The sequence below is a fragment of the Parafrankia sp. EUN1f genome (genome assembly GCF_000177675.1).
Classification (GTDB): Bacteria; Actinomycetota; Actinomycetes; order Frankiales; family Frankiaceae; genus Parafrankia.
Map to the genome: position 1 here is coordinate 1 of NZ_ADGX01000093.1, position 26,806 is coordinate 26,806.

At 69.3% G+C, this 26,806-nt stretch carries 27 protein-coding genes and 2 pseudogenes; 12 read left to right on the forward strand and 17 right to left on the reverse strand.

Features of this window, described 5'->3' with window-relative positions; translation table 11 throughout:
* The first annotated feature begins 277 nt into the window (after positions 1 to 277).
* On the forward strand, positions 278 to 469 hold the full coding sequence (locus FREUN1FDRAFT_RS44180; protein WP_006542909.1) for a lasso RiPP family leader peptide-containing protein: 192 nt from the start codon (positions 278 to 280) through the stop codon (positions 467 to 469).
* Positions 470 to 748: 279 nt separating this feature from the next.
* On the forward strand, positions 749 to 2,146 hold the full coding sequence (locus FREUN1FDRAFT_RS24445) for an FAD-dependent monooxygenase (RefSeq protein ID WP_006542910.1): 1,398 nt from the start codon (positions 749 to 751) through the stop codon (positions 2,144 to 2,146).
* A 133-nt stretch (positions 2,147 to 2,279) separates the two neighbouring features.
* Here the strand turns inward: FREUN1FDRAFT_RS24445 and FREUN1FDRAFT_RS24450 are convergent, their stop codons facing one another.
* Positions 2,280 to 2,540 (reverse strand): hypothetical protein, encoded by a 261-nt coding sequence (locus FREUN1FDRAFT_RS24450; RefSeq protein WP_006542911.1) that lies wholly within the window; start codon positions 2,538 to 2,540, stop codon positions 2,280 to 2,282.
* A 176-nt stretch (positions 2,541 to 2,716) separates the two neighbouring features.
* Between FREUN1FDRAFT_RS24450 and FREUN1FDRAFT_RS24455 the strand changes: the two genes are divergently transcribed.
* The 3 genes from FREUN1FDRAFT_RS24455 (at position 2,717) to FREUN1FDRAFT_RS24465 (ending at position 5,421) form a co-directional block, all read left to right on the forward strand.
* Positions 2,717 to 3,427 carry a response regulator gene (locus tag FREUN1FDRAFT_RS24455; RefSeq protein WP_006542912.1) on the forward strand — a complete coding sequence of 237 codons (711 nt, stop codon included), beginning with the start codon at positions 2,717 to 2,719 and terminating at the stop codon, positions 3,425 to 3,427.
* Positions 3,428 to 3,586: 159 nt separating this feature from the next.
* The gene (locus FREUN1FDRAFT_RS24460; protein WP_006542913.1) at positions 3,587 to 4,492 is read left to right on the forward strand and encodes an LLM class F420-dependent oxidoreductase; all 906 of its coding nucleotides are present in this window, start codon (positions 3,587 to 3,589) and stop codon (positions 4,490 to 4,492) included.
* A gap of 50 nt (positions 4,493 to 4,542) precedes the next feature.
* A complete protein-coding gene (locus FREUN1FDRAFT_RS24465) occupies positions 4,543 to 5,421 on the forward strand; it encodes an SDR family NAD(P)-dependent oxidoreductase (RefSeq protein ID WP_006542914.1) in 879 nt (292 codons plus the stop codon).
* A gap of 358 nt (positions 5,422 to 5,779) precedes the next feature.
* Here FREUN1FDRAFT_RS24465 and FREUN1FDRAFT_RS48180 read toward each other — a convergent pair whose 3' ends face one another.
* The 10 genes from FREUN1FDRAFT_RS48180 to FREUN1FDRAFT_RS24505 all read right to left on the reverse strand — a co-directional run bounded on the left by FREUN1FDRAFT_RS48180 (position 5,780) and on the right by FREUN1FDRAFT_RS24505 (position 12,701).
* Positions 5,780 to 5,935, reverse strand: coding sequence for a hypothetical protein (locus tag FREUN1FDRAFT_RS48180; protein ID WP_006542915.1), 156 nt, complete (start codon positions 5,933 to 5,935; stop codon positions 5,780 to 5,782).
* Positions 5,932 to 6,399: a hypothetical protein gene (locus tag FREUN1FDRAFT_RS48185; RefSeq protein WP_006542916.1), complete on the reverse strand. Its 468-nt coding sequence runs from the start codon at positions 6,397 to 6,399 to the stop codon at positions 5,932 to 5,934. The genes FREUN1FDRAFT_RS48180 and FREUN1FDRAFT_RS48185 overlap by 4 nt, the downstream gene beginning before the upstream one ends.
* A complete protein-coding gene (locus FREUN1FDRAFT_RS48190) occupies positions 6,399 to 6,848 on the reverse strand; it encodes a hypothetical protein (RefSeq protein WP_006542917.1) in 450 nt (149 codons plus the stop codon). The genes FREUN1FDRAFT_RS48185 and FREUN1FDRAFT_RS48190 overlap by 1 nt, the downstream gene beginning before the upstream one ends.
* A 269-nt stretch (positions 6,849 to 7,117) precedes the next feature.
* Positions 7,118 to 7,312: a ferredoxin gene (locus FREUN1FDRAFT_RS24475; RefSeq protein ID WP_006542918.1), complete on the reverse strand. Its 195-nt coding sequence runs from the start codon at positions 7,310 to 7,312 to the stop codon at positions 7,118 to 7,120.
* Positions 7,309 to 8,292, reverse strand: a complete 984-nt coding sequence (locus FREUN1FDRAFT_RS24480; protein ID WP_006542919.1) for a TIGR03564 family F420-dependent LLM class oxidoreductase — start codon at positions 8,290 to 8,292, stop codon at positions 7,309 to 7,311. Before FREUN1FDRAFT_RS24480 ends, FREUN1FDRAFT_RS24475 begins: the two co-directional genes overlap by 4 nt.
* A gap of 95 nt (positions 8,293 to 8,387) precedes the next feature.
* Positions 8,388 to 9,221 carry a TauD/TfdA family dioxygenase gene (locus tag FREUN1FDRAFT_RS24485; RefSeq protein ID WP_006542920.1) on the reverse strand — a complete coding sequence of 278 codons (834 nt, stop codon included), beginning with the start codon at positions 9,219 to 9,221 and terminating at the stop codon, positions 8,388 to 8,390.
* The gene (locus tag FREUN1FDRAFT_RS24490) at positions 9,218 to 9,820 is read right to left on the reverse strand and encodes a carboxymuconolactone decarboxylase family protein (protein WP_006542921.1); all 603 of its coding nucleotides are present in this window, start codon (positions 9,818 to 9,820) and stop codon (positions 9,218 to 9,220) included. The genes FREUN1FDRAFT_RS24485 and FREUN1FDRAFT_RS24490 overlap by 4 nt, the downstream gene beginning before the upstream one ends.
* Position 9,821: 1 nt before the next feature.
* On the reverse strand, positions 9,822 to 10,613 hold the full coding sequence (locus FREUN1FDRAFT_RS24495) for an SDR family NAD(P)-dependent oxidoreductase (RefSeq protein ID WP_006542922.1): 792 nt from the start codon (positions 10,611 to 10,613) through the stop codon (positions 9,822 to 9,824).
* Positions 10,610 to 11,368, reverse strand: coding sequence for an SDR family NAD(P)-dependent oxidoreductase (locus tag FREUN1FDRAFT_RS24500; RefSeq protein ID WP_006542923.1), 759 nt, complete (start codon positions 11,366 to 11,368; stop codon positions 10,610 to 10,612). The genes FREUN1FDRAFT_RS24495 and FREUN1FDRAFT_RS24500 overlap by 4 nt, the downstream gene beginning before the upstream one ends.
* Positions 11,369 to 11,426: 58 nt before the next feature.
* The gene (locus FREUN1FDRAFT_RS24505) at positions 11,427 to 12,701 is read right to left on the reverse strand and encodes a cytochrome P450 (protein WP_006542924.1); all 1,275 of its coding nucleotides are present in this window, start codon (positions 12,699 to 12,701) and stop codon (positions 11,427 to 11,429) included.
* 377 nt (positions 12,702 to 13,078) lie between these two features.
* Between FREUN1FDRAFT_RS24505 and FREUN1FDRAFT_RS24510 the strand changes: the two genes are divergently transcribed.
* Entirely contained in the window at positions 13,079 to 13,732 is a 654-nt protein-coding gene (locus FREUN1FDRAFT_RS24510; RefSeq protein WP_006542925.1) for a TetR/AcrR family transcriptional regulator, read from the forward strand.
* A gap of 80 nt (positions 13,733 to 13,812) precedes the next feature.
* Here FREUN1FDRAFT_RS24510 and FREUN1FDRAFT_RS24515 read toward each other — a convergent pair.
* A pseudogene (locus FREUN1FDRAFT_RS24515) lies at positions 13,813 to 14,684 on the reverse strand (hypothetical protein).
* 234 nt (positions 14,685 to 14,918) lie between these two features.
* Here FREUN1FDRAFT_RS24515 and FREUN1FDRAFT_RS44185 point away from each other — a divergent pair.
* Complete coding sequence (locus tag FREUN1FDRAFT_RS44185; protein WP_157475280.1) at positions 14,919 to 15,104, forward strand: hypothetical protein; 186 nt, start codon at positions 14,919 to 14,921, stop codon at positions 15,102 to 15,104.
* 204 nt (positions 15,105 to 15,308) lie between these two features.
* On the opposite strand, the pseudogene FREUN1FDRAFT_RS48195 reads toward FREUN1FDRAFT_RS44185, so the two are convergent.
* A pseudogene (locus FREUN1FDRAFT_RS48195) lies at positions 15,309 to 15,548 on the reverse strand (hypothetical protein); the annotation flags it as partial.
* 209 nt (positions 15,549 to 15,757) lie between these two features.
* Between FREUN1FDRAFT_RS48195 and FREUN1FDRAFT_RS40090 the strand changes: the two are divergent.
* The 5 genes from FREUN1FDRAFT_RS40090 (at position 15,758) to FREUN1FDRAFT_RS46695 (ending at position 22,196) form a co-directional block, all read left to right on the forward strand.
* Complete coding sequence (locus FREUN1FDRAFT_RS40090) at positions 15,758 to 18,460, forward strand: TAXI family TRAP transporter solute-binding subunit (protein ID WP_006542929.1); 2,703 nt, start codon at positions 15,758 to 15,760, stop codon at positions 18,458 to 18,460.
* Positions 18,461 to 19,188: 728 nt separating this feature from the next.
* Complete coding sequence (locus FREUN1FDRAFT_RS24525; protein ID WP_006542930.1) at positions 19,189 to 20,301, forward strand: methionine ABC transporter ATP-binding protein; 1,113 nt, start codon at positions 19,189 to 19,191, stop codon at positions 20,299 to 20,301.
* Complete coding sequence (locus FREUN1FDRAFT_RS24530; protein WP_006542931.1) at positions 20,298 to 20,987, forward strand: methionine ABC transporter permease; 690 nt, start codon at positions 20,298 to 20,300, stop codon at positions 20,985 to 20,987. The genes FREUN1FDRAFT_RS24525 and FREUN1FDRAFT_RS24530 overlap by 4 nt, the downstream gene beginning before the upstream one ends.
* 68 nt (positions 20,988 to 21,055) lie before the next feature.
* On the forward strand, positions 21,056 to 21,892 hold the full coding sequence (locus FREUN1FDRAFT_RS24535) for a MetQ/NlpA family ABC transporter substrate-binding protein (protein ID WP_006542932.1): 837 nt from the start codon (positions 21,056 to 21,058) through the stop codon (positions 21,890 to 21,892).
* 100 nt (positions 21,893 to 21,992) lie between these two features.
* Positions 21,993 to 22,196: a hypothetical protein gene (locus tag FREUN1FDRAFT_RS46695; protein ID WP_006542933.1), complete on the forward strand. Its 204-nt coding sequence runs from the start codon at positions 21,993 to 21,995 to the stop codon at positions 22,194 to 22,196.
* On the opposite strand, the gene FREUN1FDRAFT_RS46700 is transcribed toward FREUN1FDRAFT_RS46695, so the two are convergent.
* The 4 genes from FREUN1FDRAFT_RS46700 to FREUN1FDRAFT_RS24555 all read right to left on the reverse strand — a co-directional run bounded on the left by FREUN1FDRAFT_RS46700 (position 22,180) and on the right by FREUN1FDRAFT_RS24555 (position 26,730).
* On the reverse strand, positions 22,180 to 22,410 hold the full coding sequence (locus FREUN1FDRAFT_RS46700) for a GNAT family N-acetyltransferase (RefSeq protein ID WP_006542934.1): 231 nt from the start codon (positions 22,408 to 22,410) through the stop codon (positions 22,180 to 22,182). The two genes, FREUN1FDRAFT_RS46695 and FREUN1FDRAFT_RS46700, sit on opposite strands and share 17 nt — an antisense overlap.
* Before the next feature lie 429 nt (positions 22,411 to 22,839).
* Complete coding sequence (locus FREUN1FDRAFT_RS24545) at positions 22,840 to 24,030, reverse strand: cytochrome P450 (RefSeq protein WP_006542935.1); 1,191 nt, start codon at positions 24,028 to 24,030, stop codon at positions 22,840 to 22,842.
* 157 nt (positions 24,031 to 24,187) lie between these two features.
* Complete coding sequence (locus FREUN1FDRAFT_RS24550) at positions 24,188 to 25,819, reverse strand: OB-fold domain-containing protein (protein ID WP_006542936.1); 1,632 nt, start codon at positions 25,817 to 25,819, stop codon at positions 24,188 to 24,190.
* 107 nt (positions 25,820 to 25,926) lie between these two features.
* Positions 25,927 to 26,730 carry a hotdog domain-containing protein gene (locus FREUN1FDRAFT_RS24555; protein ID WP_006542937.1) on the reverse strand — a complete coding sequence of 268 codons (804 nt, stop codon included), beginning with the start codon at positions 26,728 to 26,730 and terminating at the stop codon, positions 25,927 to 25,929.
* Positions 26,731 to 26,806: the final 76 nt, after the last annotated feature.

Consider the following 26,806-nt stretch of genomic DNA (forward strand, 5'->3'; position numbering starts at 1 on the left):
GGCACGGTCGTGGTAGTTCGGCGTACCGCTACGCGGTCCCTCCCAACCGGACCCGGGTGGATGTGTGGTGGGCGTCGGGTGACTGAACCGTCACTGAACCGGGGCGGGGCACGATGAGGCTCGGACGGGTGCTCCCATCCGCCTGACTCCGATGGGCCGGGCGGGCGGACGGATTGTCCGGCAGGCGCCGGACGAGGCGCGCTCGGAGCGCCGGACCAAATCGGCGGCCGGATCAACAGGAGCCGGACGTACGAGACTCGGACGGAAGGGGTAGGTCATGAAGGCCAGGTACGAAGCGCCCGCGATTGCATCTCAGGGCTCGTTCCGGGACGTCACCCGGGGAGTCTTCGTGATCGTCGGCGGCGGCGGTGGATGGGGCTGGGGCCGCAGCTGGGGTTGGGGCTGGGGCGGTGGCTGGGGCTGGGGCTGGGGTGGCGGCTGGGGCTGGGGCGGTGGCTGGGGCTGGTGAGCCCGGCGAATCCGCAACCGTGACCGCCACTCGCCCGAGGAAGTGAGTGAGTCCCGGGGCCACTGAGCCCCGCGGCGGGTTCCAGCCTGGGTAACCCGCTCCTGGTCGTGCAGGTCGGTGGACCTTCCTCCGAGCTGCACGACCCTTGTCGTTCCGGGGCTGTCGTCGCGTTCCGGGCAGTCGTCGTTCCAGGACAGCCGCGGGAAGTCGTCCACGTCTAGGGCAGCCGCGGGAAGTCGTCCACGTCTAGGGCAGGGGGACCGTGTGAGGATCGTCTGTGTGGGTGGGGGGCCGGCCGGGCTGTACTTCGCGATCTCCGCGAAACGCCGCGACGCCGGCCACGAGATCACCGTCATCGACCGGGACCCGCCGGGCGCCACCTACGGCTGGGGGGTCGTCTACTGGGACAACCTGCTCGACGTCCTGTTCCGCAACGACCCGGTGAGCGCGCGGGAGATCCGCGCGGCGTCGACCCTGTGGCAGGAGCAGGACATCAGCGTGGGGCCCGGCCGGGTCGCGCACTTCGCCGGGTACGGGTTCAGCGTGCAGCGCTCGGCCCTGCTCGACATCCTCACCCGGCGGGCGATCGAGCTGGGGATCCGTGTCGAGCACGGCCGTGACATCACCGACCTGGCCGATCTGGCGGCGCTGGGCTGGCGCGGGGGAGCCGGCACGCGACCCGAGGACGAGCCGCGTTCCACCCTTGATCTCGTCGTCGGCGCGGACGGTGCGAACAGCCGGGTGCGATCGATGTTCGACGGCCAGTTCGGCACCTCGACGGACGTCGGGGCGAACCAGTACATCTGGCTTGGTACGCGCCGACACTTCGACCGGTTCACGTTCGCGTTCGAACGGACCCCGTCCGGCTGGGTGTGGTTCCACGCCTACCCCTCCGGCGCGGACGTGAGCACCTGCATCGTCGAGTGCTCGCCACAGACCTGGGAACGGCTCGGGTTCGCCATCTCGTCGGGCCCGGAGATGCTGCGGACCCTGAGCGACATCTTCGCGGTGCCGCTCGCCGGGCACGGCCTGACCGACAACCCGCGCCGGCCGGCACGCTGGCAGCGCTTCACGCAGGTCAGGAACCGGACCTGGTCGGTGGGCAACACGGTGCTCCTGGGCGATGCCGCGCATACGACGCATTTCACCCTCGGCTCGGGCACGACGCTGGCGATGATCGACGGGGTCATGCTCGCGCAGATGCTCCACGAGCACGGCGAGGTCGCCCCGGCGCTCGCGCAGTTCGACCACGAGGGCCACGCGGCCCTCGAACCGCTGCAGGCCAGGGCGCGGACCAGCATGTCCTGGTTCGAACGGGTGGACGCGCTGCTCGACCGGGAGGCGGTGGGTGCGACCGGTGCCGACCCGGTCGAGTTCGCGTACGCCATGGCGACCCGCCAGAGCGACCAGCCGCCGTGGAGCTACCAGGCGCATCGGGCGATGCAGGTCCCGGCGCTGCGACGGGCCCGCCGCGCCCTCGACACGTCAATGCGGTGGTACCTGGCCCGCCGCCGGGGTGAGCCGGCCCGCCTTACCGCGGGCCCCTTCGGCCCGGCCGCCACCCGCGCCGACTCCGCTACCCGTGCGGACTCCGCTACCCGTGCGGACTCCGACACCCGCGCCGAGGCCCACGCCGCCGCCCACACGAACAACGACGCCCAGGTCCGCGTCCCGTAGTTCTCCACCAGCACCTGGCCGCGGTCGTTCAGGCCGATCGCCGCGCTGTCGCGGAAGCCGGGTGCCACGCCGAGATCGATGATCAGCCCGTCCTCCCAGAGGACCGCGTGGCCGTGCCAGTCGGGGGTGTCGCTCATGCCGGGCTCCCGTTGTCGGCCCAGGCCAGCCCGACGATCAGGCCGTCGTTGTTCACCAGGCTGGCGTTGCCGGCGGAGAGGCCGGCGGGTAGCGCCAGCGCCACCAGCTCGAAGTGATCCCCGAAGTAACTCGCGCCCGGATCCGCCCGCGCCACGGCGAGCGGATCGAGCGCGCTGAGGGAACAGAACGCGGCGAGCACGCCGAACCCCGTCGTCCGCAGGCGCGTGCGCGCCCGCGCTCTTGTCGTTACCTCCACCAGATCCTCCCCGAATATGGATGACTACTATCAGTAGTTTTTCTCGGATGGTAGGTGGTGCCGGGACCGGTGCCGTCCAGTGCCGTCCAGCGCCGGCTGTCGGATGGGTGACGGCCGCCGGTCGGGCCGCCAACCTGGCATGCTGTGGCGAACTGGCACGTGACGGGAGGTGATGGATGGGCGACGGGTCCGAGCCGCGGGCGCGGGTTCGGGTGCTGTTCGTGGACGACGAGCCGCAGCTGCTGCGGGCCATGCGGATCACGCTGCGTGCCAAGGGGTACGACGTCCGCACGGCCGTCGACGGCGGGGACGCTCTCGGCGAGGCCGCGGCCCATCCGCCGGACATCATCGTTCTCGACCTGGGCCTGCCGGACCTGGACGGTCTCGACGTGATCCGCGGCCTACGCGGCTGGACCAGGGTGCCGATCATCGTCCTGTCCGGCCGGACGTCCGGGCCGGAGAAGATCGCGGCCCTGGACGCCGGCGCCGACGACTACATCACCAAGCCCTTCTCCGTCGAGGAACTGCTCGCCCGCATGCGAGCCGTGGCACGGCGCGCCTCGACGAGCGACGCCGGGCCGGCGGTGGACGTCGGCCACTACCGGGTCGACCTCGCGGCCAGGTCGGTCACCGCCCGGGAGGACGGAGTGCCGCCGGTGCACCTGACGCCGACCGAATGGCGGCTGCTCGAGGCGCTGGTGCGGGACGCGGGCAAGCTCGTCAGCAGCCGCGTGCTCGTCAGCGGGGTCTGGGGGCCGACCTATTCCGACGACACGTCGTCGCTACGGCTCTACATCAACCGGCTGCGCCGCAAGCTCGAGCCGGATCCGAGCCGCCCCCGCCATCTGACCACCGAGCCGGGGATGGGCTACCGCTTCCAGCCCTGATCCAGGGCGCTCCACCAGCGAGTATGGCCCGGCAGGGTCCCTGCGGAAGGGGTGCCCCGGCCGGATTTCTGACTGTCGTGTCTACCTTCTGGTAGACACGTTTGAGACACCGGCCCAGATCCGGCTCGCGCGGGACGCATGAACAGGGTGACGACAACGATGCGCTTCATCTTTCATTACCCAGAGACGTCAGGCACCGAGGGCGACATGCTCGATCCCGGGCCGCTGCGGGACGTCGCGCAGGCCGCCGAGCGCGCCGGCTTCGACGCGCTCTCCCTCACCGAGCACCCGGTTCCCGGTGCCCGCTGGCTGGAGAGCGGCGGTCACCAGAGCCTCGACCCGTTCGTCGGCCTCGGCTATGTCGCCGCCGCGACCGAACGGCTGCGGCTGCTCACCCACCTGTCGGTCGCGCCCTACCGCAATCCGTTCCTGCTCGCCAAGGCCGCGGCCACCGTCGACAAGATCTCCGACGGCCGTTTCACCCTGGGGATCGGTGCCGGTTACCAGAAGTCCGAGTTCTACGCCCTCGGCGTGAACTTCGAGGAGCGCAACGCGCTGTTCGACGAAATCCTGGACGTCCTGCCACTGCACTGGAAGGGCGAGCCGTTCAGCTACCAGGGCCTGCATTTCGACGCCCGCAACGTCATCGCCCGCCCGCGGCCGGTCCAGGACCCGATTCCGGTCTGGATCGGCGGGAACTCGAAGCTGAGCCGGCGCCGCGTCGCGGCCCGCGCCCAGGGCTGGATGGCGATGTCCGGTGGGCCGGAGCTGTCGACAACCGCCCGGACGGTGTCCATCGGCTCCCTCGACAACCTCGCCGGCATGATCCGCGAGGTGCGCGACACCGCCGCGGCGAACGGCCGGACCGACCTGATCGACGTCTCGTACTCCTACTCCGGGGTGCCGTCCGAAACCAGCATCACCGCCGAGGCCGACCGGCACCGCGAGGCCCTCGCCGAGATCGAGAAGGCCGGTGTGACCTGGGTCGTGATCTCCTCCCACACCCGGTCGGCGGCCGAGACCATCAGCTTCATCGAGACCTTCGGCGAGACCCTGATCCCCTGAACCACCCGGCAGGTATCGAAACCCAGAATCTGAATGGAGGCGAACCGGGCGTGGGCTGGTTCGAGGAACGCAGTGGCCTGGCGGGCAGCGTCGCCGTCATCAGCGGTGGGGCGGGCGGCCTCGGCGGAGCCATCACCGCCGACCTGGCCGCCAACGGGGTGCGCGTGGCGGTGCTGGACATCGACCCGGCCGGGGTCAAGGCCCTGCGCGACTCCCTCGCCGCCCAGGGCGCCGACGCGATCGTCCACCACGGCGACTCCCGCGACCCCGCCGAGCTCGACAGGCTGTTCGCCGCGGTCGACGAGACCTGGGGCAGGGTGGACACCCTGGTCAACGTCGTCGGCGGCACGTTCCGCGCCCCGTTCGTCGAGACCCGGGCCAAGGGCTGGGACGCCCTGCTGCGGCTGAACCTCATGCACGTCCTGCACGCCTGCTCGCTGGCCGTCCCCCGGATGCAGGCCGGTGGGCGCGGCGGCAGCATCGTGAACCTGACGACCATCGAGGCGCACCGCGCCGCCCCGGGCTTCGCGGTCTACTCGGCGGCCAAGGCAGCCGTCGAACAGTTCGGTCGCACCCTGGCCGTGGAGGTCGCCCCGGACGGCATCCGGGTCAACAACGTCGCCCCGGACTTCACCCCGACCCCGAACATGCGCCGGATGGTCGGCGGCGACGGCGCCTACTCGACGCCCACCGGCCTGCAGGTGGGCATCCCGATGGGCCGCGCCGGCGTGCCGACGGACGTCTCCGGGTGCGTCGTGTTCCTCGCCTCGGGCCTGTCGTCCTACCTCACCGGTACGACCCTGCACCCCGACGGCGGCACCTACGCCTCCTCCGGCTGGCTGAACTGGCCCGGCACCGGCTGGGCGAACCACGCCCCGTCCCCGGTCCTCGCCTCCCTGGAAAAGTCCGCCACCGAACCGGCCCGATAGCTTCGGGCGACCCCTAGGCCGTCGGTCGTGGGTTCGAACCCCACCCGCCCCACCACGTTGCGTAGTTGGCCTCTGACCTGGTCGAATAGGTTCGATCTATTGATCGGGTTGGTCCTCGGTGTTCCGTAGATGCAGGTCAGCGGGCACGGGAGCCGGTTCGTACAATGCAGGGGCCCCGAACTGACCGGCTCCGGTGGTGACTGCGGGTGCTGGGTACGCGCCGTCTGGCGTCGGTGGTGGTCGTGCGAGGTCCTGTCTGCGGGTCGCGTCCCGTCCGTAACCTTGACGACCTCCGCACCGGGCGGGCCATCACCGCTGCGGCGCGCGAGTCAAGTTACCCGGCTCAAGCCGAAGGATGTCAGGTCTCGCCCTTGTGGAAGAGGCCGCGCGGCCGGCCGAGGGGCAGGTCAAGGTGGGTTCGGATGCCGGGCGGCGCGGCCACGACGTCGTGGATGAGGTTGACGACCGACATGCCCGTCCAGATCCGGCCCGGGTAGCCGGGGTCGCCGGTCACGCTGGGTTCCAGATGCTCCAGGGCGATCGCGTGGACGGCTCGCCGACGAAGTCGACGATGTAGCGGTTCGTGCCGTCGCAGATGTCGGGCGTGAGGTCATCGGCCATCTTCCAGTTCGACAGGAAGACGAGGGCGGGGCGGCCGTCGACGATCGCCTCCCACCGCCGCCGCATCCCGGCCACCGTCCCGGCCTTTATTTCCCCCGCCGCGACGGTGAGATCCCGGTCGCTCACGGCCATGGTCAGTTCGTGGGTATACCTCTCGATCTGAAGGCCCAGCCCGTCCGCGAGCAGGGCCATGGACTCCTGGTAGGGCGCGTCGACCTCTCCCATGACCGCCAGGGCCTGCCCGCGGGCCTCGTCGGGCTCGAGCCCGAAACCGAACAGATCGAAGATCATGGCAGCGCCGGGATGGTCACTGAAGTCGCACACCTCGGTCACGACCAGCTGGTCGATCCGACTCATCAACCGGGAGCTGACGAGCGGGAAGATGTCGCCGATGAAGCCCGGGTGAATGCCGCCGCCATGCAGCGTGGTCCCCCCGCCTCGCAGGCGGTCCGCAGCCGGACGGTCCGTTCGTCGTCCGGCGGTGGGAAGGTCAGGCCCACCGCGGTCACGACATTCTTCCCCGACCGCAGCAGCGACTCCAGGTCGTCGACGTCGACCGCCAGCGGCAGATAGTTCACGCAGTCGGCGTCCAGCGCGAGAATCGCTGCTTTGTCCGTCGTGGCGGCGACGCCGATCGGGCCGATCCCGGCGATGATGCCGGCGTCGACACCGTCCTTGTCGGCGGAGGTCGTGTACACGCCCTTCAGCTCGAACATCGGGTTCGAGGCGAAGTGACGAATCGAGATCTGGCCGATCTTCCCGGTCGCCCATTGGATGACACGAACGGGTTGGGACGAAGTGGCCATCAGTTATCTCCGATCATCGTGGACACGGAAGCCGACGCAGCGGCCAACGAACAGGCGGGAGGGCCCCGGGCAGCGGCCGCTTCGTTTCCTTCGGGCCAAGCCGAGATATCCTGTACCCCCCCGGCCCTGGCCAGGGCCAGCACGCGTTTGTCCTTGATCTGTTTTCTTGCCCGGTCAACGCGGCGTGATCGATCTCGTCGAGACACGCGTGGATGTCCGCGTTCCTGCGCCGGATTGGCTGGCGCGTGGCGCGCGTATGCGAGGCCGCGTTAAGCGCCCGTGAGGAGGATGGCCTGCCGTGGGCAGGCCGCGGCGGCGGCACGGATGCTTGGTGTCAGGTCGTCGTCGGGGTTGTCGTCGAGCACTGTCAGGTGATCGTCGGGGCTCAGTTCGAAGACGGTGGGCGCGATGCCAGTGCAAAGGGCGTTCTGTTCGCACTTGTCTAGGTCGACAGTCACTTTCATCGCGTGCTCCGTTGGTTCGCCAGTTCGCTGGCGGTGGCGTGCGGGTTTGGGTCGGTGGGGTCGAGGAGTTCGCGGAGCAGGGTGATGGTGCGTCGGGCTGACGCGGCTCTGGCCGCTGGTGTGTCGCCGATGCCGAAGACGGCGGCCCAGATGTCGGTGGCGCCGGCGTCGAGGAGGGACTGAAGTTGATGGCGTACGGATGTCTCGGTGCCGACGATGGCGGCGTCGGCCGGGTTGTTGGCGCCGCCGATGGCGAGGATGCGCTGGTAGTTCGGCATCCCGCCGTAGGTGGCCGCGTGGGCGGCGGCTGCCGCGCGGGCTTCGGTGAGGTCATCGTGGAGGGCGACGGGGAGGCCGGCGACGATGCGTGGCGCGGGCCGTCCGGCGTTGGCCGCGGCGGCGTGGACCCGGGGGGCGACGTGTGTCTCGATCGCGCGGGCGGGTGCCATCCACAGGACGGTGCCGTCCGCGTGTTGACCGGCGACGCGTAGCAGCCGTGGGGCCATCGCCGCGAGCAGGACCGGGACAGGGTGCGGTAAGGAGGCCATCCTGTCGGCGGAGCGGGTGGACCAGTCCTCGCCCTTGAAGTTGACGTCGTGTCCGCGGAGCAGGCTGGTGAGGATGGTCAGGTATTCCTCGGTGCTGCGCCCTGGGTGGTCGTAGGACATCCCGTACACGTCGCGGATGAGGGCTTCGTGGGAGGGCCCGATGCCGAGGGTGAACCCAGGTCGACCCATGGCGGCGGCGACGGACGCGGCGCGGTTGGCCTGCAGGAGCGGGTGGCAGGGGTAGGTCTGCAGGACGGCGGTGCCGAGTTCGATCCTGGTGGTCTCGCGTCCGGCCAGTGTCATGGCGACAAGAGGGTCGCCGGTGACGACGCTGGCGTACCACAGGGAGGTGAAGCCGTCGGCTTCGGCGCGACGCGCCTGTTCGATGATCTTTTGGGGTGTGGACGCGCCCCCGGTGAGGCCGATGCGCACGGTAAGCACCTCCGTCTGTGCCGTGTGAGGCTGTCTTCGGGTTGGTGGCAGCTGCGGGCTATGGGATGGACGGCCCGGGAGCCGTGTCGCGCGGGTCAGGCGATGGCTTCGATGCCGGCCAGGGTGGTGCGGTGCATGAGTCGTGGTGCGGTCGGCTGGTAGGGCAGGGCTCGGTGGAGCATGCCGGTGTTGTCCCAGATGACCAGGTCGCCTCGACGCCAGTCATGACGCAGCACGAAGCTTTCCTGGGTCGACCAGGCGAGGAGCTTGTCGAGCAGGGCGCGGCTTTCGCGCGCGGGGAGCCCGACGACGTGGTCGGTTGTGGCTCCGATGAGCAGTGACTTGCGTCCGCTGCGGCGTGTCCAGATCAGGGGGTGCTCGCGGGACGGTACCCGGTTCCAGGCGGCGCGTTCCTTGTCGGAGGGATGGGGGTGGACCAGGATCTGGGAGGCGGCGAAGCTGTGCACGACGCGCAGCGTCGCCAGGTACTCCTTCTCGTCGTCGGGTAGTGCGTCGTAGGCGGTGTAGGTGTTGGCGAACTCGGTCTCACCGCCCTCGTCGGCGACCTGCCGGGCGGTGAGGAGGCTGGCCTTCTGCGGCACGTCGTCGTTGACCCCGTCGATGTGCCAGAAGAACGTGCTGCGCCGGTAGTTCGCCAGGTCGCTCTTGGCCGGGTCGAGGCTGACCGGGGAGATTTCGGGGTGGGATGCCAGCCCACCCATGGGGGCGACGACGACGTCGCCGAGCAGGCGACTGAAGGCGACGAGGTCGTCGTCGCCGATGTTCGCGTCGCGGTAGATGAGGACGCCGTAGGTGTCCAGCGCGGCGAGGCTGTCCGCGGCGACCTGCCGGTCGACGAGCTGGTGGCCGGACAGTCCGACGACCTCGGCGCCCACCGCGGGTGAGACCGGGGTGACGGTGATGCTCATGGATTCCTCCCGGCGGTGGGGGCGGCGTGCAGGTGGTGGAGCTCGTCGTCGAGGTCGAGCTCGAGAGAGCGCATCATCCAGGCGATCGTTTCGTAGGCACCGACAGTGAAAATCACGTCGAGGAGTTGCTGGCTGTCGAGTCCTTCGGCGAGTACCGCCCAGGTCGGGACGCTGATCGCGCCGTCGGCGATCAGCTCGTCGGCCGCGCGCAACAGCGCCGCCTCCAGCGGTGTCCAGAAGGGCGCGTCCGGTCCCCACGCGATCCGGCCGATCTCCTCGTCGGTCAGCCCGGCGTCACGGCCCATGTAGACGTGCTGGGCCCATTCGTAAGGGCACTGGCGCAGTGTCGATACCCGCAGGACCAGCAGCTCTCGCTGTCGTTCGGACAGCGTGGTCGCCATGATGACGTGACCGTTGAAGGTGAAGAACGCCTGGGCGAGCGCCGGATGATGCGCGAGCGCCCCGAGCGTGTTCATCGACTTTGGTCGGTTCTCCAGGACCGGACGGGCGTGCCGTGGCTCGGGTGGGTCCATCGCCGCCAGCGCCTGGCGCATACGCGCCGGCCACTGTCTGATCGCGAGCGGTTCGATGCGTGCCACGTCAGGTTGTCCTTCCGCCGTTGACTGCGATGACCTGCCCGGTGATGTAGCCGGCTTCCTCGCGCACCAGGTAGGCACACGCCGCGGCGATGTCCTCGGGCAAGCCGACCCGCCGGACGGGTGTCGTCGACTCGTGCTGACCGACGCCCTTGCCGAGAAAGCCACGGGTTTCCGACCTGCGCAGCATGGGAGTGTCGACAAAGCCAGGCGGGATGGTGTTGACCGTGATCCCCTCGGGTCCAAGCTCGAGAGCCAGGGCCTTGGTGAACCCGACAACGCCCGCCTTGGCCGCCGAGTAGTGAGTCATCAGCGGGTTTCCGGTCTGGGCGCTGGACGAGGAGATGGTGACGATCCGGCCCCACTTCTGCTCGACCATGTCGGGCACGACGGCCTGGCAGCAGTGGAAGGTGCCGGTGAGGTTGACCGCCAGGATGCGGTCCCACGTGCTGGGCGCGATGGTCAGAAACCGGTCGAACCCATCGAGTCCGGCGCTGGTGACCAGAATCGTCGGCCGGCCCAGCCGCTCGCGGACCTGTGCCACCGCGTCGTCGATTGAGGCGCGCTCAGCGACGTCGGCCGTCAGCCCGAGGGCGTGTCCGCCTGCCGCGGTTATCCCGTCCGCCGCGGCCTTGGCCGCGGCGGCGTCACGGTCGAGGACAGCGACCGCGGCGCCCTCGGCCGCCAGCCTTCGGGCGATGGCCAGCCCGATTCCGGAACCACCACCGGTCACGATCGCGGTACGCGACTGCGACCAGGCGGGCGACGGTGCGGTCGGTGGCAGCTGCCTGTTCACAGGTACCAGCCGCCATTCACGCCGATCTGCTGGCCGGTGATGAAGCCCGCGTCCTCCGAACAGAGGAACTCGCACGCCGCCGCGATATCGGCCGGGACACCGGCACGACGCACCGGCGTCACCGCGGCGACCGCGTCGACGCCGGGGAAGTGCCCAGCTGCCTGGCCGGCGTGGGCCATTGGGGTGTCGATGACCGACGGCGGGATCGTGTTCACGGTGATCCCGTGCGGGGCCAACTCGAGCGCCAGCGCCTTGGTCAGCGCGATGACCCCGCCCTTGGACGCCACGTAGTGCGCGCGGTTCGCGGCGCCGTGCTGCGCACTCGACGACGAGATCGTCACGATCCGCCCCCACCCGGCCGCAAGCATGTCGGGCACCACCGACTGCAGGCAGTGAAAGGTGCCCGACAGGTTGATCGCCAGGACGCGTTCCCACGTCTCCCACACGATCTCCGTGAACGAGCCGTCCGCGTCGACCCCCGCGCTGGTGACGGCTATCGCGATCGGCCCGAACGTCCGGCGGACCGTATCCATCGCCGCGTCGACCGCGGCTCGGTCCCGGACATCGACCTCCAGGCCCACCGCCTGGGCGCCTTTCGCATTCAGGTCCTCGGCGACCTTCCGGGCGACGTCACCCTGAACGTCCAGCAGGGCCACCCGGTCTCCACGAGCGGCAAGACGCTCGCTGATCCCCAGTCCAATCCCCGATGCGCCGCCGGTCACCACGGCCACACGATTCGCCACGATCTGTTGCATACCTTTCCCGAGAATTCTCACGACAGGCCCACGCCTGGCGGGCACGCACGCCTCGGCGTCAGCCGATCGGTGTGAAGGCCAGATGGAGCTTGGTCAGGCCCCGCAGGATGAACGTCGGCTCGTACTCGTACTGACGGGCACCGGCCGGCCCGTGAGCGGACTCCGAAATCCGGATGTCGGTCATCCGATCGAGAAAACGTTCGATACTGACCCTCGCCTCGGCTCGGGCGAGCGGACCACCCGGGCAGGAGTGCGCGCCACGTCCGAACGCGATGTGCTCACGCACGTTGCTCCGGTCGAGGCGGAACCGATCAGGTTCGTCGAACTTGCGGGGATCACGGTTGGCGGCCCCCGGGTGCATCATCACCGTCGTTCCCGCCGGGATCTCCACACCCCCGACCCTCGTCGTCACCCGGGCCAGGCGAAAGTCGCTCTTCGTCGGGCTCTCCAGCCGAAGCGTCTCCTCCACGAAGTCCGCGATCCGGCGCCGGTCGCCCCGCAACAGCTCCTGGTACTCCGGATTCTCGGCGAGAATCCGCATCGCGGACGCGATCAGCCGTGCCGTCGTGTCCCCACCCGCCGCGAACAGAAACGTCGAGAGTCGCACGACCACGTCGAGCTCTGGCGTGGACCCGTCCGGGTAGGTCGCGAGGGCCAGTTCGGACAGCACGTCCGAGCGGGGCTCCCGGCGGCGTTCCTGGATGTACTCGGTGAAGCGCTGGTGCAGGAACTCCAATGGGTTGTGCGATGTGGCCTGGGCAGGCTCGCCGACATCCGGCGCCGGCTTCTCCGCGCCCAGCTGCCTGCGGAAGTCGTCGCGGTCCTGCTCAGGAACACCCAGAAGATCCGCGATGACCATCAGCGAGAACGCGTTGGCGTAGTGCGCGCCGACCTCGAACTCGCCGTCGTCGATGAACTCGTCGATCTGCCGGTCCGCCAGCCGCCACATCGCCTCCTCGTTGTCCCGGAGGCGGTTGGGAGTCAGCAGCCTGCGCAGCAACGCCCGCTGCATGGTGTGAGAATCCCCGTCAAGATTCACCACGAAATTGCTCATCGGCAGCTGGTCGCGGTACTGCTCGATGAGCGCACCGATGTCATCGCCTTCGGGTGCCACCGGAAGCCCTGGGAACGGTCCGCTCACCGCATTGCACGAGGAGAACGCCTCGCCGTCGCGGTACACCTCGACGGCCTCCGCATAGCCGGTCACAGAGACCACGCCGGGCTGCGCCACCGGATGCACCGGGCACCGGCCACGCAGCTCATCGAAATATGGATAGGGATCGTTCACGAGTGTCGGCTCGGTGAAGAAGTTCACCGACTCCACGTCCACCATCGCGTGACTCCGCTCACCCTCGACGTTGTGACAGGCCGTCACCAACCAGCTAGATCATGCTGGTCAGACGTCCAATTATGTTGGACGCTTGTCTAGCATCCGGCCTCGCGGAGGGTCAACCCGATCGACACCGCGCTCGGCCAGTCCGTGAGGCCCGCGGATCCATCACAAGGCCTGCGGCCTCGGCGGATCCTCGGTAGTCCCTGCGGCAATCGATCAACGCCCTCACCCCGCCAGGGGCCTCCGCCAGTCGCCGATGTCCTCACCAGCCGGGCGCGGCGGTCCTCACGACGTCCGCGTGGCCGCTCGGCCGCCAATACGCTGTGCCGATGACGACCTCTTCGGCTCGACCGACTGCGGAGGTGTCGGACACGGACATGCCCAAGCCCGACGTCCCGAAGTCCTCACCCACCGGCGCCAGGCCCGGCGGCCCCCTCTCCCCCCGACGCAGGGGTGCGACGGACTCGAAGACGCGCGCCGCCCTCATCGACGCGACCGCTCAACTGATGCTCGACGAGGGACACGCCGCCGTAACCGCACGGCGGGTCGCCGCGAAGGTCGGCGTCAACCCCGGCCTCGTCCACTACTACTTCCAGAACATGGACGACCTCTTCCTGGCCGTATTCCGGCAAGGAGCCGAGGCCAACCTGCGGCGCCAGAAGCGGGCCCTCTCCTCACCCCATCCGCTGAGATCGCTGTGGAAGATAAACTCGGATCCTCGCGGCGTGAAGCTCCTGATGCAGTTCATCGTTCTCGCTCAAGATCGGAAAACGATCAGGCTTGAAATCGCCGCCTATGCGGAAAAATTCCGGGAGGTAGAAAAGCAGGCTATTTCCCGGGTCCAGAAAGAAAGAGGTTCAGATCTTGGGTCGGTCTCGCCCGCCGCGGTCAGCGTGCTCATCGATGGCCTCGCCCGCATCATCGCCATGGAGCGAGTGCTGGGAGTGGCGACAGGCCATGCCGAGTTGATCGAGATTGTCGACGGCTACCTCCGTCGCTTCGACCCTCTGGAGACGAAAGAAGATCCGTGACCCGCCATGAACGTCGAGGGCGGACCTTGGGGAATCGCGGTCACGCGAGAATGTCGAAGACTCCTCGCCGAGCAACTGGGTCAACGCGGGGTCGACGAGCAGCACCGGTCAGGGGCCTGATGCCCCCTCCCGGCGCCGCGCTGTCCCTCGAGTGCCGCTGGTACTGGCCGGGCGGGTGCGAGGATGCCATGGGTGTCAGCCCGCAGTTGGGCGACCAGACTGCGGGCGGTGCCAGCGCCGACGTGTAGCCGTTTGCATAGTGTCTCCGCGGAAATGGGCCGTTGGTGGTGCTGCCAGTGGAGCACGTCCTCGGCGCGTGCCCGGTGGAGCAGGTCCCGCCGGCGCGCCTGCGGTCCAGCCGCGGACCGCGACGGACCGGTCAGTGGACCCTCGGCGCGCGTCGACCTCTCGGTGGGCGCGGCTGCCAGCCGTTGGTGCTCCACCGCCTGTCCGATGGGCGCATCCGCCAGAGGTGCGTTGGTCTGCGCTTTTTCTCTTGTCGTGGTTCGATCGCTTGCAGGAGTCCGGGAGCGACTTCTGCCCAGCCGATAAGTAGAAGTGGTCCGACGGCGTCGAACGCGGCCTTGCCATAGCGGCCGGCGATCAACGGTTCCGCGATGTTCAACGCCAGGGCGACCATGCTCGCGAAGAGGAGCAGTCGCCGCGCCGCGCGCAGCACCTCCACCGGCCGGCCGCTTACAGCCAGTTGCTGGCTGCCCAACAGGAGGGCGACGATCGACAGGCCCACCGCGGGCGCGGCCGGCGGTGCCACCCATACCGGAACGCCGAGACGCAGCCTGAGCGCAAGGCCATTGCCGAAGCCGAAGCAAAACGTCAACGCGACCATGACACCGACGATCACAGTCACCAGACGGGTAGGAGAGTCCGGAACTGCCAGGTCTGCGGAACGCGCGTTCGATTCGGTAGATGATGTGACGGTCGGTGCAGTCACTGGGCATCGTCCCTGGCCAGGGCCCGGGTACCTACCGGTCGGACAGTGATTTCAGGGCCAGCAACCAAGATCAATCGGTTCGGATGCTGGTACACAGGGTCCACCACGCAGCGTTACGTATCGTCTGACCTGCATAAATAGGTGCCCGGCACGATCAAGCCGCCGTCGAAGTCAACCATGACCCAGCTCCCCCCAACGTGGGCCAGCGCCGCCCCGACTCGGCCCAAGATGTCTGTGCCTGAAGAAGAGGTGGTGGACGAGGTCTACAGAAAGGTCGTCCAGGAGTCGCGCGGCGTCGCGTTCGACAAAGACAAGGTTGTCAGGTTCCTGGGTAAAAGCTTCTTGAGAAACCACGCGGATCCTCAGCTGAAGGATAAAATGCTCAAAAAAGGGGCGCTGAGGCTTCTTCGCCGGCGGTAAATCATCGTCGCGACCACGACCAGTGGAGGACGTCTTCGGCGCGGGCGCGGTGGAGTAGGTCCTGCTGGCGTGCGTCCCGCTTGGTCTGATGTGATGTGGCGTCTGCTGGTTTCCGTCGGCTCTGGGCGATCGGCGGTGGCGTTACCGATGTCCGTGGTTGGCCGGCTTCCTTGACTTTGGCTGCGGGGTAGGGGCTTCGGGGTGGGGTGGTGGTCTGGATGGCGTGGAGGAGGCCGGGGCAGACTTCCGCCCATCCGATAAGGAGGAGGGGCCGACGGCGTCGAAGGCGGCTTTGCCGTAGTGGCCGGCGATAAGGGGTTCGGTGATGTTCAGAGCGAGTGTGACGGTGCTTGCGAGGATCAGTAGGCGTCGTACGGCGCGGATGACGTCGGCGGGTCCACCGTGCAGGGTGAGGTGGCGCGGGCCGAGGGGGAGTCCGACGACGTCCTCAATCAGGCGATCTTGGTCTGGTCGAGCGCGTCGGCGACGCGCAGCCCGACCAGGGCGTGAACTTCGGCCGCCTGGATCAGTTCACCGCGAGGCAGTCGCGCAGCCGGATGAGCTCAGGACCGGGCGGGATCGAGGAACACCCCCAAAAAGATAGTCGCGGTGTGCTCTGGGACACTCCGAAAATGGTGACGGGGAGCGATGCTGTGAGTCGCGGTGACGCCAGGCGGGTGTTCATCAGCGCGGCGGACGCGGATCGCGGCTGGGCCCAGTGGATCGCGCTACAGCTTCGCCAGGCGGGTTACATCGTGGAGTACGAGCGGTCCTGGCAGGCAGACGCCAGTTTCCCGGCCAACATGGACAACGCGCTCGCCCGAGCCGACAAGATCATTTCGGTGGTGTCGCCGGTCTACATCGACCAGAGCACCTATGGGCTTGAGGCGGTCGTCCGGACCGCTCGGAACCGCGACGGTGTGCTCGTGCCCGTCCTGGTCGCGCCGACCACCCTGCCACCGCTGCTCGGCCGGCTCTCGCACGTCAGCCTGATAGGTCTCGACGAGGCGGAAGCGCAACAGCGACTGCTCGGCGGGGTGCGCGGCATCCCGCTTCCGAGAGCAGACGAGGGCGTGCTCTGGCTCGGCAGCGTGGCACCCACTCGCCAGGTCCCGCCGGCACCGGCCACCCCACCCCCTGCGCCGAAGCTGCCCGCGCCGTTCCCCGGCCGCATCGACATGCTGGCCGACCAGGTCGCCAGGGCGCTGCCGCCCTATGAGATCGGCGCGCGGCTCGGCGCGGGCGGCTTCGGTGTCGTGTTCGAGGGTCGGCACCGCGCCCTGAACCGCCGGGTCGCGGTCAAGGTGCTCTCGGCCGACCGAGAGGACGCCCAGGCTCGGTACTCCTCCGAGGCGCGGGTCCTGGCCAACCTCGACCACCACGCCCACGTCGTCCGGGTCTACGACTACGTCGAGCAGGACGAGCTCCACATGATCATCATGGAGCTGCTCTCCGGAGGAACGCTGACCAGGCGCCTTCGGCGGCTGTCGCAGCCGGACGCGTGCGCCGTGGGACTGGCCGTCGCCGAGGCGCTTTCCCATGTGCACGGACATAATGTGCTGCACCGGGACATCAAACCCGACAACATGCTGTTCGACGATGACGGTCTGTTGAAGGTGACCGACTTCGGCATCGCCAAGATCTTCGACGGGTCGGGGGCAAGCGCCACCGCGATCGTCGGCACGCCGAAGTACATGGCCCCGGAGCAGATCAGTGGCGAACGGCTCGGACCATCGACGGACCTGTACTCGCTGGCCGCGGTGCTTTACGAGCTGCTGTCGGGCCAGCCGCTGTTCGGTCAGGACCTGTCGGTGCCCGTCCTCTACCACCGGCACCTGAATGTCGTGCCACCGCCGCCGGCCGGGGTGCCCTCGGAGATCGGCGCGGTCGTGGTCCGGGCCCTGGCGAAGCAGGCGGAGCAGCGCCACCCCTCAGCCCGCGACTTCGCCCTCGACCTGGCCGCCGCTGCACGGGAGAGCTTCGGCCAGAACTGGCTGGCCAGCTCGGCTGTCACGGTGCAGCTCAGCGAGGAAGTGCGCACGGCCGTCACCGGGCCGCTGCCCGGCGGCCACCCCGGACCGAGATCGAAGACGTCCTCAACGTCCGTGTCCGTTCCGGCGTCCGGCGGCGCGGCGGCGGGATGGGACACTCCGCCGACCACGGTGCCACCGCACGTGCCGTCGGTCGTGTCCGTCCCCCCGACGGCGCCGGCTCCGGGCGACGACGATCGAGGTGGCCGAGGTGGCCGAGGTGGCCGAGGTGGCCGAGGTGGTCGTCGTCGGGCGTGGCTGGCTGTCGGGTTCGCGGTGATGGTGGCACTGGTCGCGCTGGGACTCGTGGTGCTCCAGCCCGACGACGAGCCGCCCGCGGTGCTGGGTGGATGCACTCAGGTGACCGTGTTCTCCGGCGGTGAGGGGACGCCCTACGACGGCTACGGGACCGTGCTCGCCGGCCTGATCGAGGACGCCTACCCGGGTACCTCGGCCAACAACGTCCCAACCGCGGGCAGCGCCGCCAACCTGGAGAGCGTCCGGATCCCTGCGAACGCCCGGTGCCTGCTCGCGGTCTCGCAGCTCAACACCGCGGTCGACGCCTACGGCGGCACACCGGCGCAGTTCCCGACGCCGATCAAAAACCTCCGGATCGTGGGGCCCCTCGGGTTCGACCTCGTCCACCTGGTGGTACGGCGGGACGCCGGCTTCACCCGGGCCGCTGACCTGTGTGGGAGGCAGGTGCTCAGCGGGCCGACACGGTCGGGAACGTTCCAGATCGGCAGCGCGCTGTTCCGGGTACTCGGCTGTGAGGGCTCGGTGCGGCCCGAGGAGGCGGCGCTGACCGACCAGCTGGCGCGGGTCCGGCGCGGCGCGGTTGACGCGGTGCTGTGGGCGGGCGGCTCGCCGACGGCCGAGATCCGGGAATCGCTGAGGGACGGTGAGTGGGCCACCCTGCTGCCCACAGGCGACAGCGTAGGACCGATGATCAACGACTGGAACGGTCGGGTCGGCACCACGTTCGGTGCGAACTTCGTCGCCGGGGACGTCTACACCGCCGAGGAGATCCTGCCCAGCGACTACCCGGGCGTCGGGCGGACGCTGGCGGTCGCGGTGCCGAACGGCGTGGTCGCGAACCAGAGCGCCGATCCCGACCTGGTGGCCTTCGTCGCCAGGGCGCTGTTCGACGACCGGAGTACGTTCGAGGCCGCGCTCTGGGTCGACGGCGGCGGCGGCCGACACTTCCCGACCGCCGCCGAGTCGGTGGCTCGCAATCCCGTCTACTGCCTGGTACCGCTGCACCCGAGCGCCCGGACCTACTATGCCGAGACCGGCTCGGTGCCCGGCTGCACCGCCGGGACCTGACGGCCGGCGCGCCGGGCGTGGTGGTCGTGGTGGTCGTGGTGGTCGTCTCTCGGAGGCTGAGCGGCCCCGGTACGGCAACGCCACCGCCAGCGCGGCGCTGCATCGGCTCTCCTGATGCAGGCCGCGCGCCAGACCGCGTTGCTGCCTGCGCCGGGTGACGCGTTGTTCCCTGGTGTCCTGTGTTCTGAGTCGTTAGTCCGTTCACGCCAGGCGGCGAGGGTCCCGGTTCAGGAGGCTCGCCAGGCGTAGGCGTACGGCTGGGCGTCCATGGTGATCCGGAACGCGGTGACGGCGACCTCGACGTCGCCGGCTGGGACCTCCGGCCAGACCACCTGCGCCCAGTACGCCCCGTAGGTCGGTCGGAACTCGGGCCGGTCGTTCTCGCTCGCCCCGACGACGATCGCGTTCTTGGCCGCGGACTCGGAGTGGACCCGGGCACCGTCGTCCTCGTAGGGCGGCTCGAACAGGTCGTGCGGGTCAGGTCGACCAAGGTCGGCCTGACCTGGCTGCGGCGTCCCTGACCGTCACGACCGGTGGGTTCGCGGGTACTTGACGTCAGCGGATGTGAGGGAAAGACTATCTTTTGTGTCGAGAAACTGGGGATTCGCCCGACGTCTCGCCATCGACCTGCGCCGCGCCAGCAGCGCGCTGTGTCGTCGGGCAGGGCTCGCGCACTGACACCCGGCTGACGGCACGAGGCCCGGATCCCGGGCACGGTCAGGATTTCCGTGATCTCTGTAGAGGGTCTCCGCAAGGTCTATCGCACCCGTTCCGGTGAGGTCGTGGCGCTTGACGGCATCGACCTGCATGTCGCCGTGGGGCGGATCCATGGTGTCGTCGGCCGCAGCGGCGCGGGTAAGAGCACGCTGGTCCGCTGCCTGACAGCCGTCGAACGTCCGACCTCGGGGTCGGTGCGTATCGACGGGCGGGATCTGACCGCGCTCGGTGAGGCCGAGCGCCGCCGGGCCCGGCGCCGGATCGGCATGGTCTTCCAGCATGTGGACCTGCTGGCCAACCGGTCGGCGGCGGCGAATGTGGCGTTTCCGCTGGAGCTGGCGGGCGTGCGCCGGGCGGCCCGCCGGGCCCGCACGGCAGAGCTGCTGGAGCTGGTCGGCCTCGCCGACCGCGCCAGGGCATATCCGGCGCAGCTCTCCGGCGGCCAGCGCCAGCGGGTGGGCATCGCGCGGGCGCTGGCCAGCGATCCCGCGGTGCTGCTGTGCGATGAGCCGACGTCCGCGCTGGACGGCACGACGACCCGGCAGATCCTCCGCCTGATCAAGGACGTCCGGGATCGCCTCGGTGTGACCGTCCTTCTCATCACCCACGAACTCTCAGTGGTCAGGGAGGTGTGCGACAGCGTGACACTGCTGCAGGACGGCCGGGTAGCGGAGCAGGGGGATCTGGCGACGGTGCTCACCCGGCCGGGTTCGCGGCTGGCCCGCGACCTGCTGCCGATCCTCCCGCCCGACCGGTCGGGGCCGCTCGCGCTGCTGGAGATGTCGTTCGCCGGCCCGAGCCCGGACGGCGGTGGCGAGAACTGGGCCAGCCTCGCCTTCGCCCAGCTGGTGCGGCACCTGGACGCCGACGTGGCGATCCTCGGCGGCGCCGTGGAGGCCTACGGCGCCCAGCGGTTCGGACGGATGCGGATCGGCCTCCCGCCGACGGTGTCAGTCCCCGACGCGATCACGTTCCTGCGTGCTCGAGGGCTCGCTGTCGAGATCATCCCAAACAGTGACAAAAAAGACGAAGTCGACGGGATGGGCGAGGCGGATGAGGCGAACAAGACGAAGGCGGATGAATCGGAGGGCGCTGGCGGGGGAGGGGGAGGCGGCGAGCGATGAGTGTCGGGGCGAGCGGCGTGTTCGAGGTGTTCGACAACCGGGTGCTCAGCGAGCGCCTGCCCGACGCGACCCTGGAGACCATCCAGATGGTCGGCTTCAGCTCGTTGTTCACCCTGCTTCTCGGACTTCCGCTCGGCCTGCTGCTGCACGCGAGCTCGCCCGGGGGGCTCTGGCCTTCGGCCCTCGCCCACCGGGCGCTCGGACTGGTCGTCAACGTCGGCCGGTCGCTGCCGTTCCTGATCCTGTTGATCGCGGTCATTCCGTTCACCCGGTTCGTCGTCGGGACGAACATCGGCCCCGAGGCGGCGGTCGTGCCGCTGACGCTCGGCGCGTCACCCTTCTTCGCCCGCCTTGTCGAGAGCGCCGCGCGGGAGGTCGATCCGAACACCGTCGAGGCCGTGGTGGTGATGGGCGCCTCCCGGTCGCAGGTGGTGGTGAAGGTTCTCGTACCCGAGGCGCTGCCGGGCATTGTCGCCGGTTTCACCACGACCATCGTGACCATCGTGTCGTATTCCGCGATGGCCGGTTCGGTGGGCGGCGGCGGGCTCGGATACCTCGCTGTCAGCTATGGCTACAACCGGTTCCAGACCGACGTGATGGTGGTGACGGTCATCGTTCTCGTCGCCATCGTCCAGATCATCCAGCTGGCCGGGGATTTCGCTGCCCGGCGGCTGGACCATCGTTAGCCACCGTGCACCACCGCGATCTGTTCCCGTTCCGCCCGCCCGGGCGAGCAACAACGGAAGGAAACCACGTGCGCAGAAGACTCCTGCCGATCGCCGTCTCCGTTCTTTCGATGGTTGTCGCCCTCGGTGCCTGCGGTGACTCCGACGATGACGACGGCGCGGGCGGCGGTTCCGGTATTCAGACGATCAGGATAGGTGCGAGCCCGACGCCGCACGCGGAGATCCTCCAGTTTGTACAGGACGAGCTGGCAGCCAAGGCCGGGCTGAAACTCGACATCGTTGAGTACACCGACTACATCCAGCCGAACGTCGCGCTCTCCGAGGGCGATCTCGACGCGAACTACTTCCAGCACCTGCCCTACTTCGAGGCCCAGGTGGCCGAACGGGGCTACAAGTTCGACCACTTCCCCGGTGTCCACATCGAGCCGTACGCGGCGTACTCCGACTCGATCGACGACATCGCCGACCTGCCGGAGGGAGGCCGGATCGGCGTCACCAACGACCCGTCCAACCAGGCCCGCGCGCTGGACCTGCTGGTCGAAGCCGACTTGATCACCCTGGACGACACCGGCGACGAGGACCCGACCATTCTCGACGTGGCGGACAATCCCAAGAAGCTGAAGTTCGTCGAGACCGACCCCGAGCAGCTCCCGCGCAGCCTGCAGGACTTCGACCTCGCCATCATCAACGGCAACTACGCGCTCGAAGGCGGTCTGAACCCGGTCACCGACTCCCTGCTGCTCGAATCCGGCGAGAACAACCCCTACGCGAACTTCGTGGCGGTCCGGGCCGAGGACCTCGATGACCCCGGGCTGGTCAAACTCGACCAGCTGCTGCACTCCGCGGAGGTCCGTACGTTCATCACCTCGAAGTGGCCGAAGGGCGAGGTGCTGCCGGCCTTCTGAGCGGTGGGCCTCACCGTGCCTTTTCGGCGGACCTGGCTGCCGACGTCCACGGGCTGCGGCGGCGCGGTGGGGCCGAGAACGAGGGCGCCGGAGCGGTCGAGTGTTCGACGGGGCAGAACTCGTGATCCTCCGGATCGGCTATGCCGACGACCCCGACGCCTACCCGGTGCCGGGCGGCCTTTCCAAGGTGTGGACCCTGACAGGCCTCCCGAACAGGATGTCGTCTCGGGTCGAGGTGAATCCCAGCCGTTCCGCGACGCGGATGGACGGCGTGTTGCCCGGGTCGATCATCGCCGTGAAGTAGTCCTCGTCGAGGGTTCGGAAGCCCCACGCGCGGCGAACAGCCCATGGCCACGTTCGGCCCATTGCCGTTCGACGGCTGCCAGTCGCGCCAAGACCTGCGCCCGCGTGTGCGCTCCCACGAACCGGCTCACCCGCTCGTCCGCGTGCAGGGCCACGAGAAGGTCGGCATCGGCCACCCGCAGCGGCCGCAGCACCAGCCGGGCTGTCTCAAGCATCAGTGTAGGTTCCCATTTCGATGGCGTGAGAACCACCGGGCCACCAGCTCCTCGTGCTGAGCTGCGTGACCCGGATCGGGATCTACCCCGAGGAGACCATCGAAGAACCTGGCGCGATCAAGGGCGAGATGGCAGGCGAGAGTTTCTGAATTATCGTCGTCCTCGCCCTTCTCGCCCTCAGTGTGGGCATCAGCCGGGACGCCCTACGACACAATCATGAACTTGCTGCAAGAAGACGGTAGCGCGCGAAGGTCCGGCGCTGGTTATCGGAATTCGCGTGCCGGTCGAAGAATGATCTGCCGAGTTTGTTCCGTTCCTTCTCGGCCTCAGGAACCTGGCCGCGGGCATCCACCCGTCGGCGAGCGGTGGATGACCGGCCGGCTTCGGGGGTGTCGAAGCCGGCCGGGCCCGCGTGCGTGGGGGGAGAGGTCAGCCGAGAACGAAGTGGAGCTGCTCGTAGCCCCTGACGGTGCTGGTGTGCGAGCGCACCGACCGCTCGCGGTCGACGCTCCACTCCGGAAAGCGCTTGAGCGTCTCCTCCAGGCCGATCCGCCCTTCGAGACGGGCCAGCGAGGCGCCCAGGCAGTAGTGCGTCCCGAGGCCGAAGGAGACATGGCTGTCGAACCGGCGGTGGATGTCGAACTTGTCGGCGTCGGGGTACTTGCGCTCGTCACGCCCGGCCGAGCCGGTGATCAGCAGAACCCTGGACTTCGCCGGCATCTGCACGCCGTGCAGCTCGACGTCCTCGGTGAGCATCCGGGCCTGGACGGGGGACGGCGACTCGTAGCGCAGCAGCTCCTCGATCGCGCCACCGAGCAGCGACGAGTCGGCCGCGAGCTCGGCCCGCTGGTCCGGGTGGTCGGCCAGGACGGAGCCGGCCCAGCCGAGTAGCCGGGCGACGGTCTCGGTGCCCGCGCTGACGAGCAGGTTCGTGAAGTCGGCGCACTCCTGGTTGGTCAGCCGCCGGGTGCCGTTCTCGTTGACGATCTCCGCCTGGACCAGGCTGGTCATCATGTCGTCGCGCGGGTTCTTGCGACGCTCGTCCAGCATGTTGGTCAGATACTCGTGGATCTTGATCTGGGCGGCGAACGACACGTCGTTGACCATGCCCTGACCTTCCTCCTGGTGGAAGGTCTGGTCGATCAGCTTGCGGATGTCCTCGCGGTCGGCGGGGTCGACACCGATCAGCTCGGAGATGACCTTGGACGGCAGCTGCGCGGCGAAGTCCTGCACGTAGTCGAAGCCGTCGCCGCCGATCTGCGGGTCGAGCATCTCCGCGCACAGCTGCCGGATGGACGTCTCGAGCGCGGAGATCCGCCGCGGCGTGAAGGCCCGGGAGACCAGCGTCCGCAGCTCGGTGTGCTTCGGCGGGTCAATGAAGATCATGTGGCCGGTGCCCAGTGGCTCCGATGACATGATCTCCAGGACCGTGCCGTAGGCCGAGCTGTAGAGCAGCGGCTCCCGGCTGGCGGCCTCGACGTCGGCGTGCCGCGACAACGCGAAGAAATCCAGGTCGTCGTTTCGGTAGACCGGTGCCTCATCGCGAAGTCGACGCCACACATCGTAGGGCGCCAGATGAAGCACTTTATCGTAGGGGCTCCAGCTGATTTCCTCACTCATGACACCACTATGACACAGAATGGGCGCCGCTGATTGGCCGGGCCAACGGGGCGATCCGGCGGCGGCAAGGCGCGACGGGACTCGGCAACGAGCCGGTAATCCCCGTGCATTCCGCGCCGCCGGGCCGGCATTCGTGGCACCGCCCTGGGACGGGTTTTCAGGAACCGTCGCGCTGTAGCAGCAACACGCCGGACGGTGTGCCGCCACCGGAGGTGACCACCGCCGTCCGGGCATTCGCCACCTGGCGCTCACCGGCTTCATGGCGCAACTGGGTGACCGCCTCGTAGAAGAAGCCGTAGCCGTGGGTGCGGCCCTCGGAAAGCTGGCCGCCGTGCGGGTTGAGCGGCAGTTCGCCGTCGATCGCGATCCGCCGGCCCTTGTCCAGCCAGTCCTGTGCCTCGCCGAAACCGCAGAACCCGAGGCCCTCGATCCAGGAGATCGCGTTGAAGGTGAAGCCGTCGTAGACCAGCGCCAGGTCGACGTCGGAGGGGCGCAGGTCGGTCCTCGTCCACAGGTGGGCGGCCTGGCCGAGCACCTGCGGCTCGTGGGTGATGACGCCCTGCTCCCAGGAGACCCGCTCGAGGATCTGCGTGCCGACGGCCTCGACCCGGATCGCCGGCTTCGGCAGGTCCCCCGCGACGGAGGCGTCGGAGACGACGACGGCGATGGACGCGTCGCACGGCACGTCACAGTCGTAGAGGCCGAACGGCGTCGTGACCATCCGCGCCGACATGTAGTCGTCGAGGGTCAGCGGGTCGCGGTAGATCGCGTTCGGGTTGAGCGCCGCGCCGGCCCGGCCGTTGAGGGCGATCGCGGCGAGCATCTCCCGGTCGGCGCCGTAGCGGTGGAAGTACTGGTTGGCGTTCATGGCGATCCAGTTCGCCGCGGACAGCGCCCCGAACGGCGCGCGCCACAGCGAGGTCGCGTTCGACAGCCGGCCGCCCCCACCGCCCCCGCCCAGGCCCAGGGTCCGGTAGGTCGACTCCCACACCGTCCGGAAGCACAGCACATGCCGGCACAGGCCCGAGGCGACCGCCAGCATCGCGGCGATGACCGAGCCTCCCGGGCCGGGCAGGTCACCGCCGCCGTTCGTCCAGGTGGGGTGCAGCCGCAGCGCCTCCTCGACGGCGGTCACCCCGCCCTCGCTCATGCCCATGCCGACCGCGCCGGGGTAGGTGGACAGGCCGTCGATGTCGTCGAGGGTCAGGCCCGCGTCGGCGACCGCCTTCAGGCAGGCGTCGACCGTGAGCTCGAGCGGGTCGACCATCAGCCGGCGCCCGATCCGCGACCGGCCGATGCCGGAGAGCACCGCCCGGTGCTCGAAGCGGTGGTCACTCAGCGGCGCGCGCGGGGCGGGCAGATCGGGCTCGCCGACCCGGTCGGTCGGGTCCGTGCCGCCGGTCGGCTCGAACATCGCCAGCCAGACGTCCTCGTGCTGCTCGAAGCGGACGGCGACCTCCTGCCCGATGTGCACGTCCGCCGGCTCGCACCCGGTGATGTTCGTGGTCAGCCGGACGCTCGCGTCCTCCACCAGCGCCACGTTCGCGACCACGTAGGGCGGCGTGATCGCGGGCGTCCACGGCTGCACGTTCACGGTGAACCCGACGACCGTCGCCCGTCCGGAGACCTCGGTGGGTGTGTGGGCCCGGCTGCGGCACCGCGGGCAGATGGGGACCGGGGGGTGCACGAGCTGGCCGCAGTCGTCGCAGCCCTGGATGCGCAGCTTTCCGTCGGCCCCCGACTTCCAGAACCACTCGGTGGCGGGGGTGATCTCGGGAAGCGGGCGCATCGGAGGGCTCCTTGGTCGTGTCGCTGGCGTGGTGGTCCGGGCGGGTCGGGCGGTCCGGGCGGGTCGGGCGGTCCGGTGGCCAGGGCGGCTCGGGTGGCCCGGGTGGGTCAGCCGGGCGGCGCTGCCGGAAACGTCCGGGTGGTGGCGTACACGGACAGCCTGTCGCCGTCGCCGGCGTCGCGCACCTCCACCCGGCCCAGGCCTGCCTGCGCGGTGGCCGTGGCCACGGCGGGCCCGGTGCGGACCGGCCGCAGATAGCGCAGCGCCAGCAGGGAGAGGGTGGCCCCGGGAGCGAGGGAGAGCGCGGCCTCCTCGACGGCCAGCGCGATGAGTCCGCCGTTGACCGTCTGGGCCGCGTTGAGCGCGTCCTCGGAGCGGGGCAGCCGCGCGACGCCGGGACGGGGGACCTCGCACCGGGCCCGGCGGGCGAAGGGCATGCTCAGCCGCTGGTGGGGGAGCGCCACCGGCAGGTCCATCGCGTCGGTGAGCTCCGGTGGCATGAGCACGGACGGATCCGGCGCCGCCATGAACGACGCCACGCCGACGGCGAGGCTGCGCCCGTCCGACCCGGTCAGGTCGACGTCGATCACCGCCACCGAACGGCCTTTCTTCACCAGCCGGCCGACCGCGCTGATCCGTTCGAGCTCGCGGGGCGGCTCGTGGACGTGGATGTCGAGATCGAGCGTGACCGGCACCCGCGGCGCCAGAAACTCCAGCACCAGGTAACCCGCGACGACATCGGTCCAGGTCGCCAGAATCGACGTCCGGACGCTGGACGTTCCGGGCACGAACATTTCCGGTACGACCGCCGCGGACCCATGTATCTCGTCGCCGACCCGGCTGGTCTCGAATCCGAGTTCACGCAGAATGTGGCCGTCCTGGCGCCGGCCGTCACTGCTCGTCGTCGTCATCCGTTCCGTTCCGAGGAGGGCATTGGGCCTTTTCCATCGCACGGTCCACGGTCAGGTATGTCACGAGTCCGCGTCG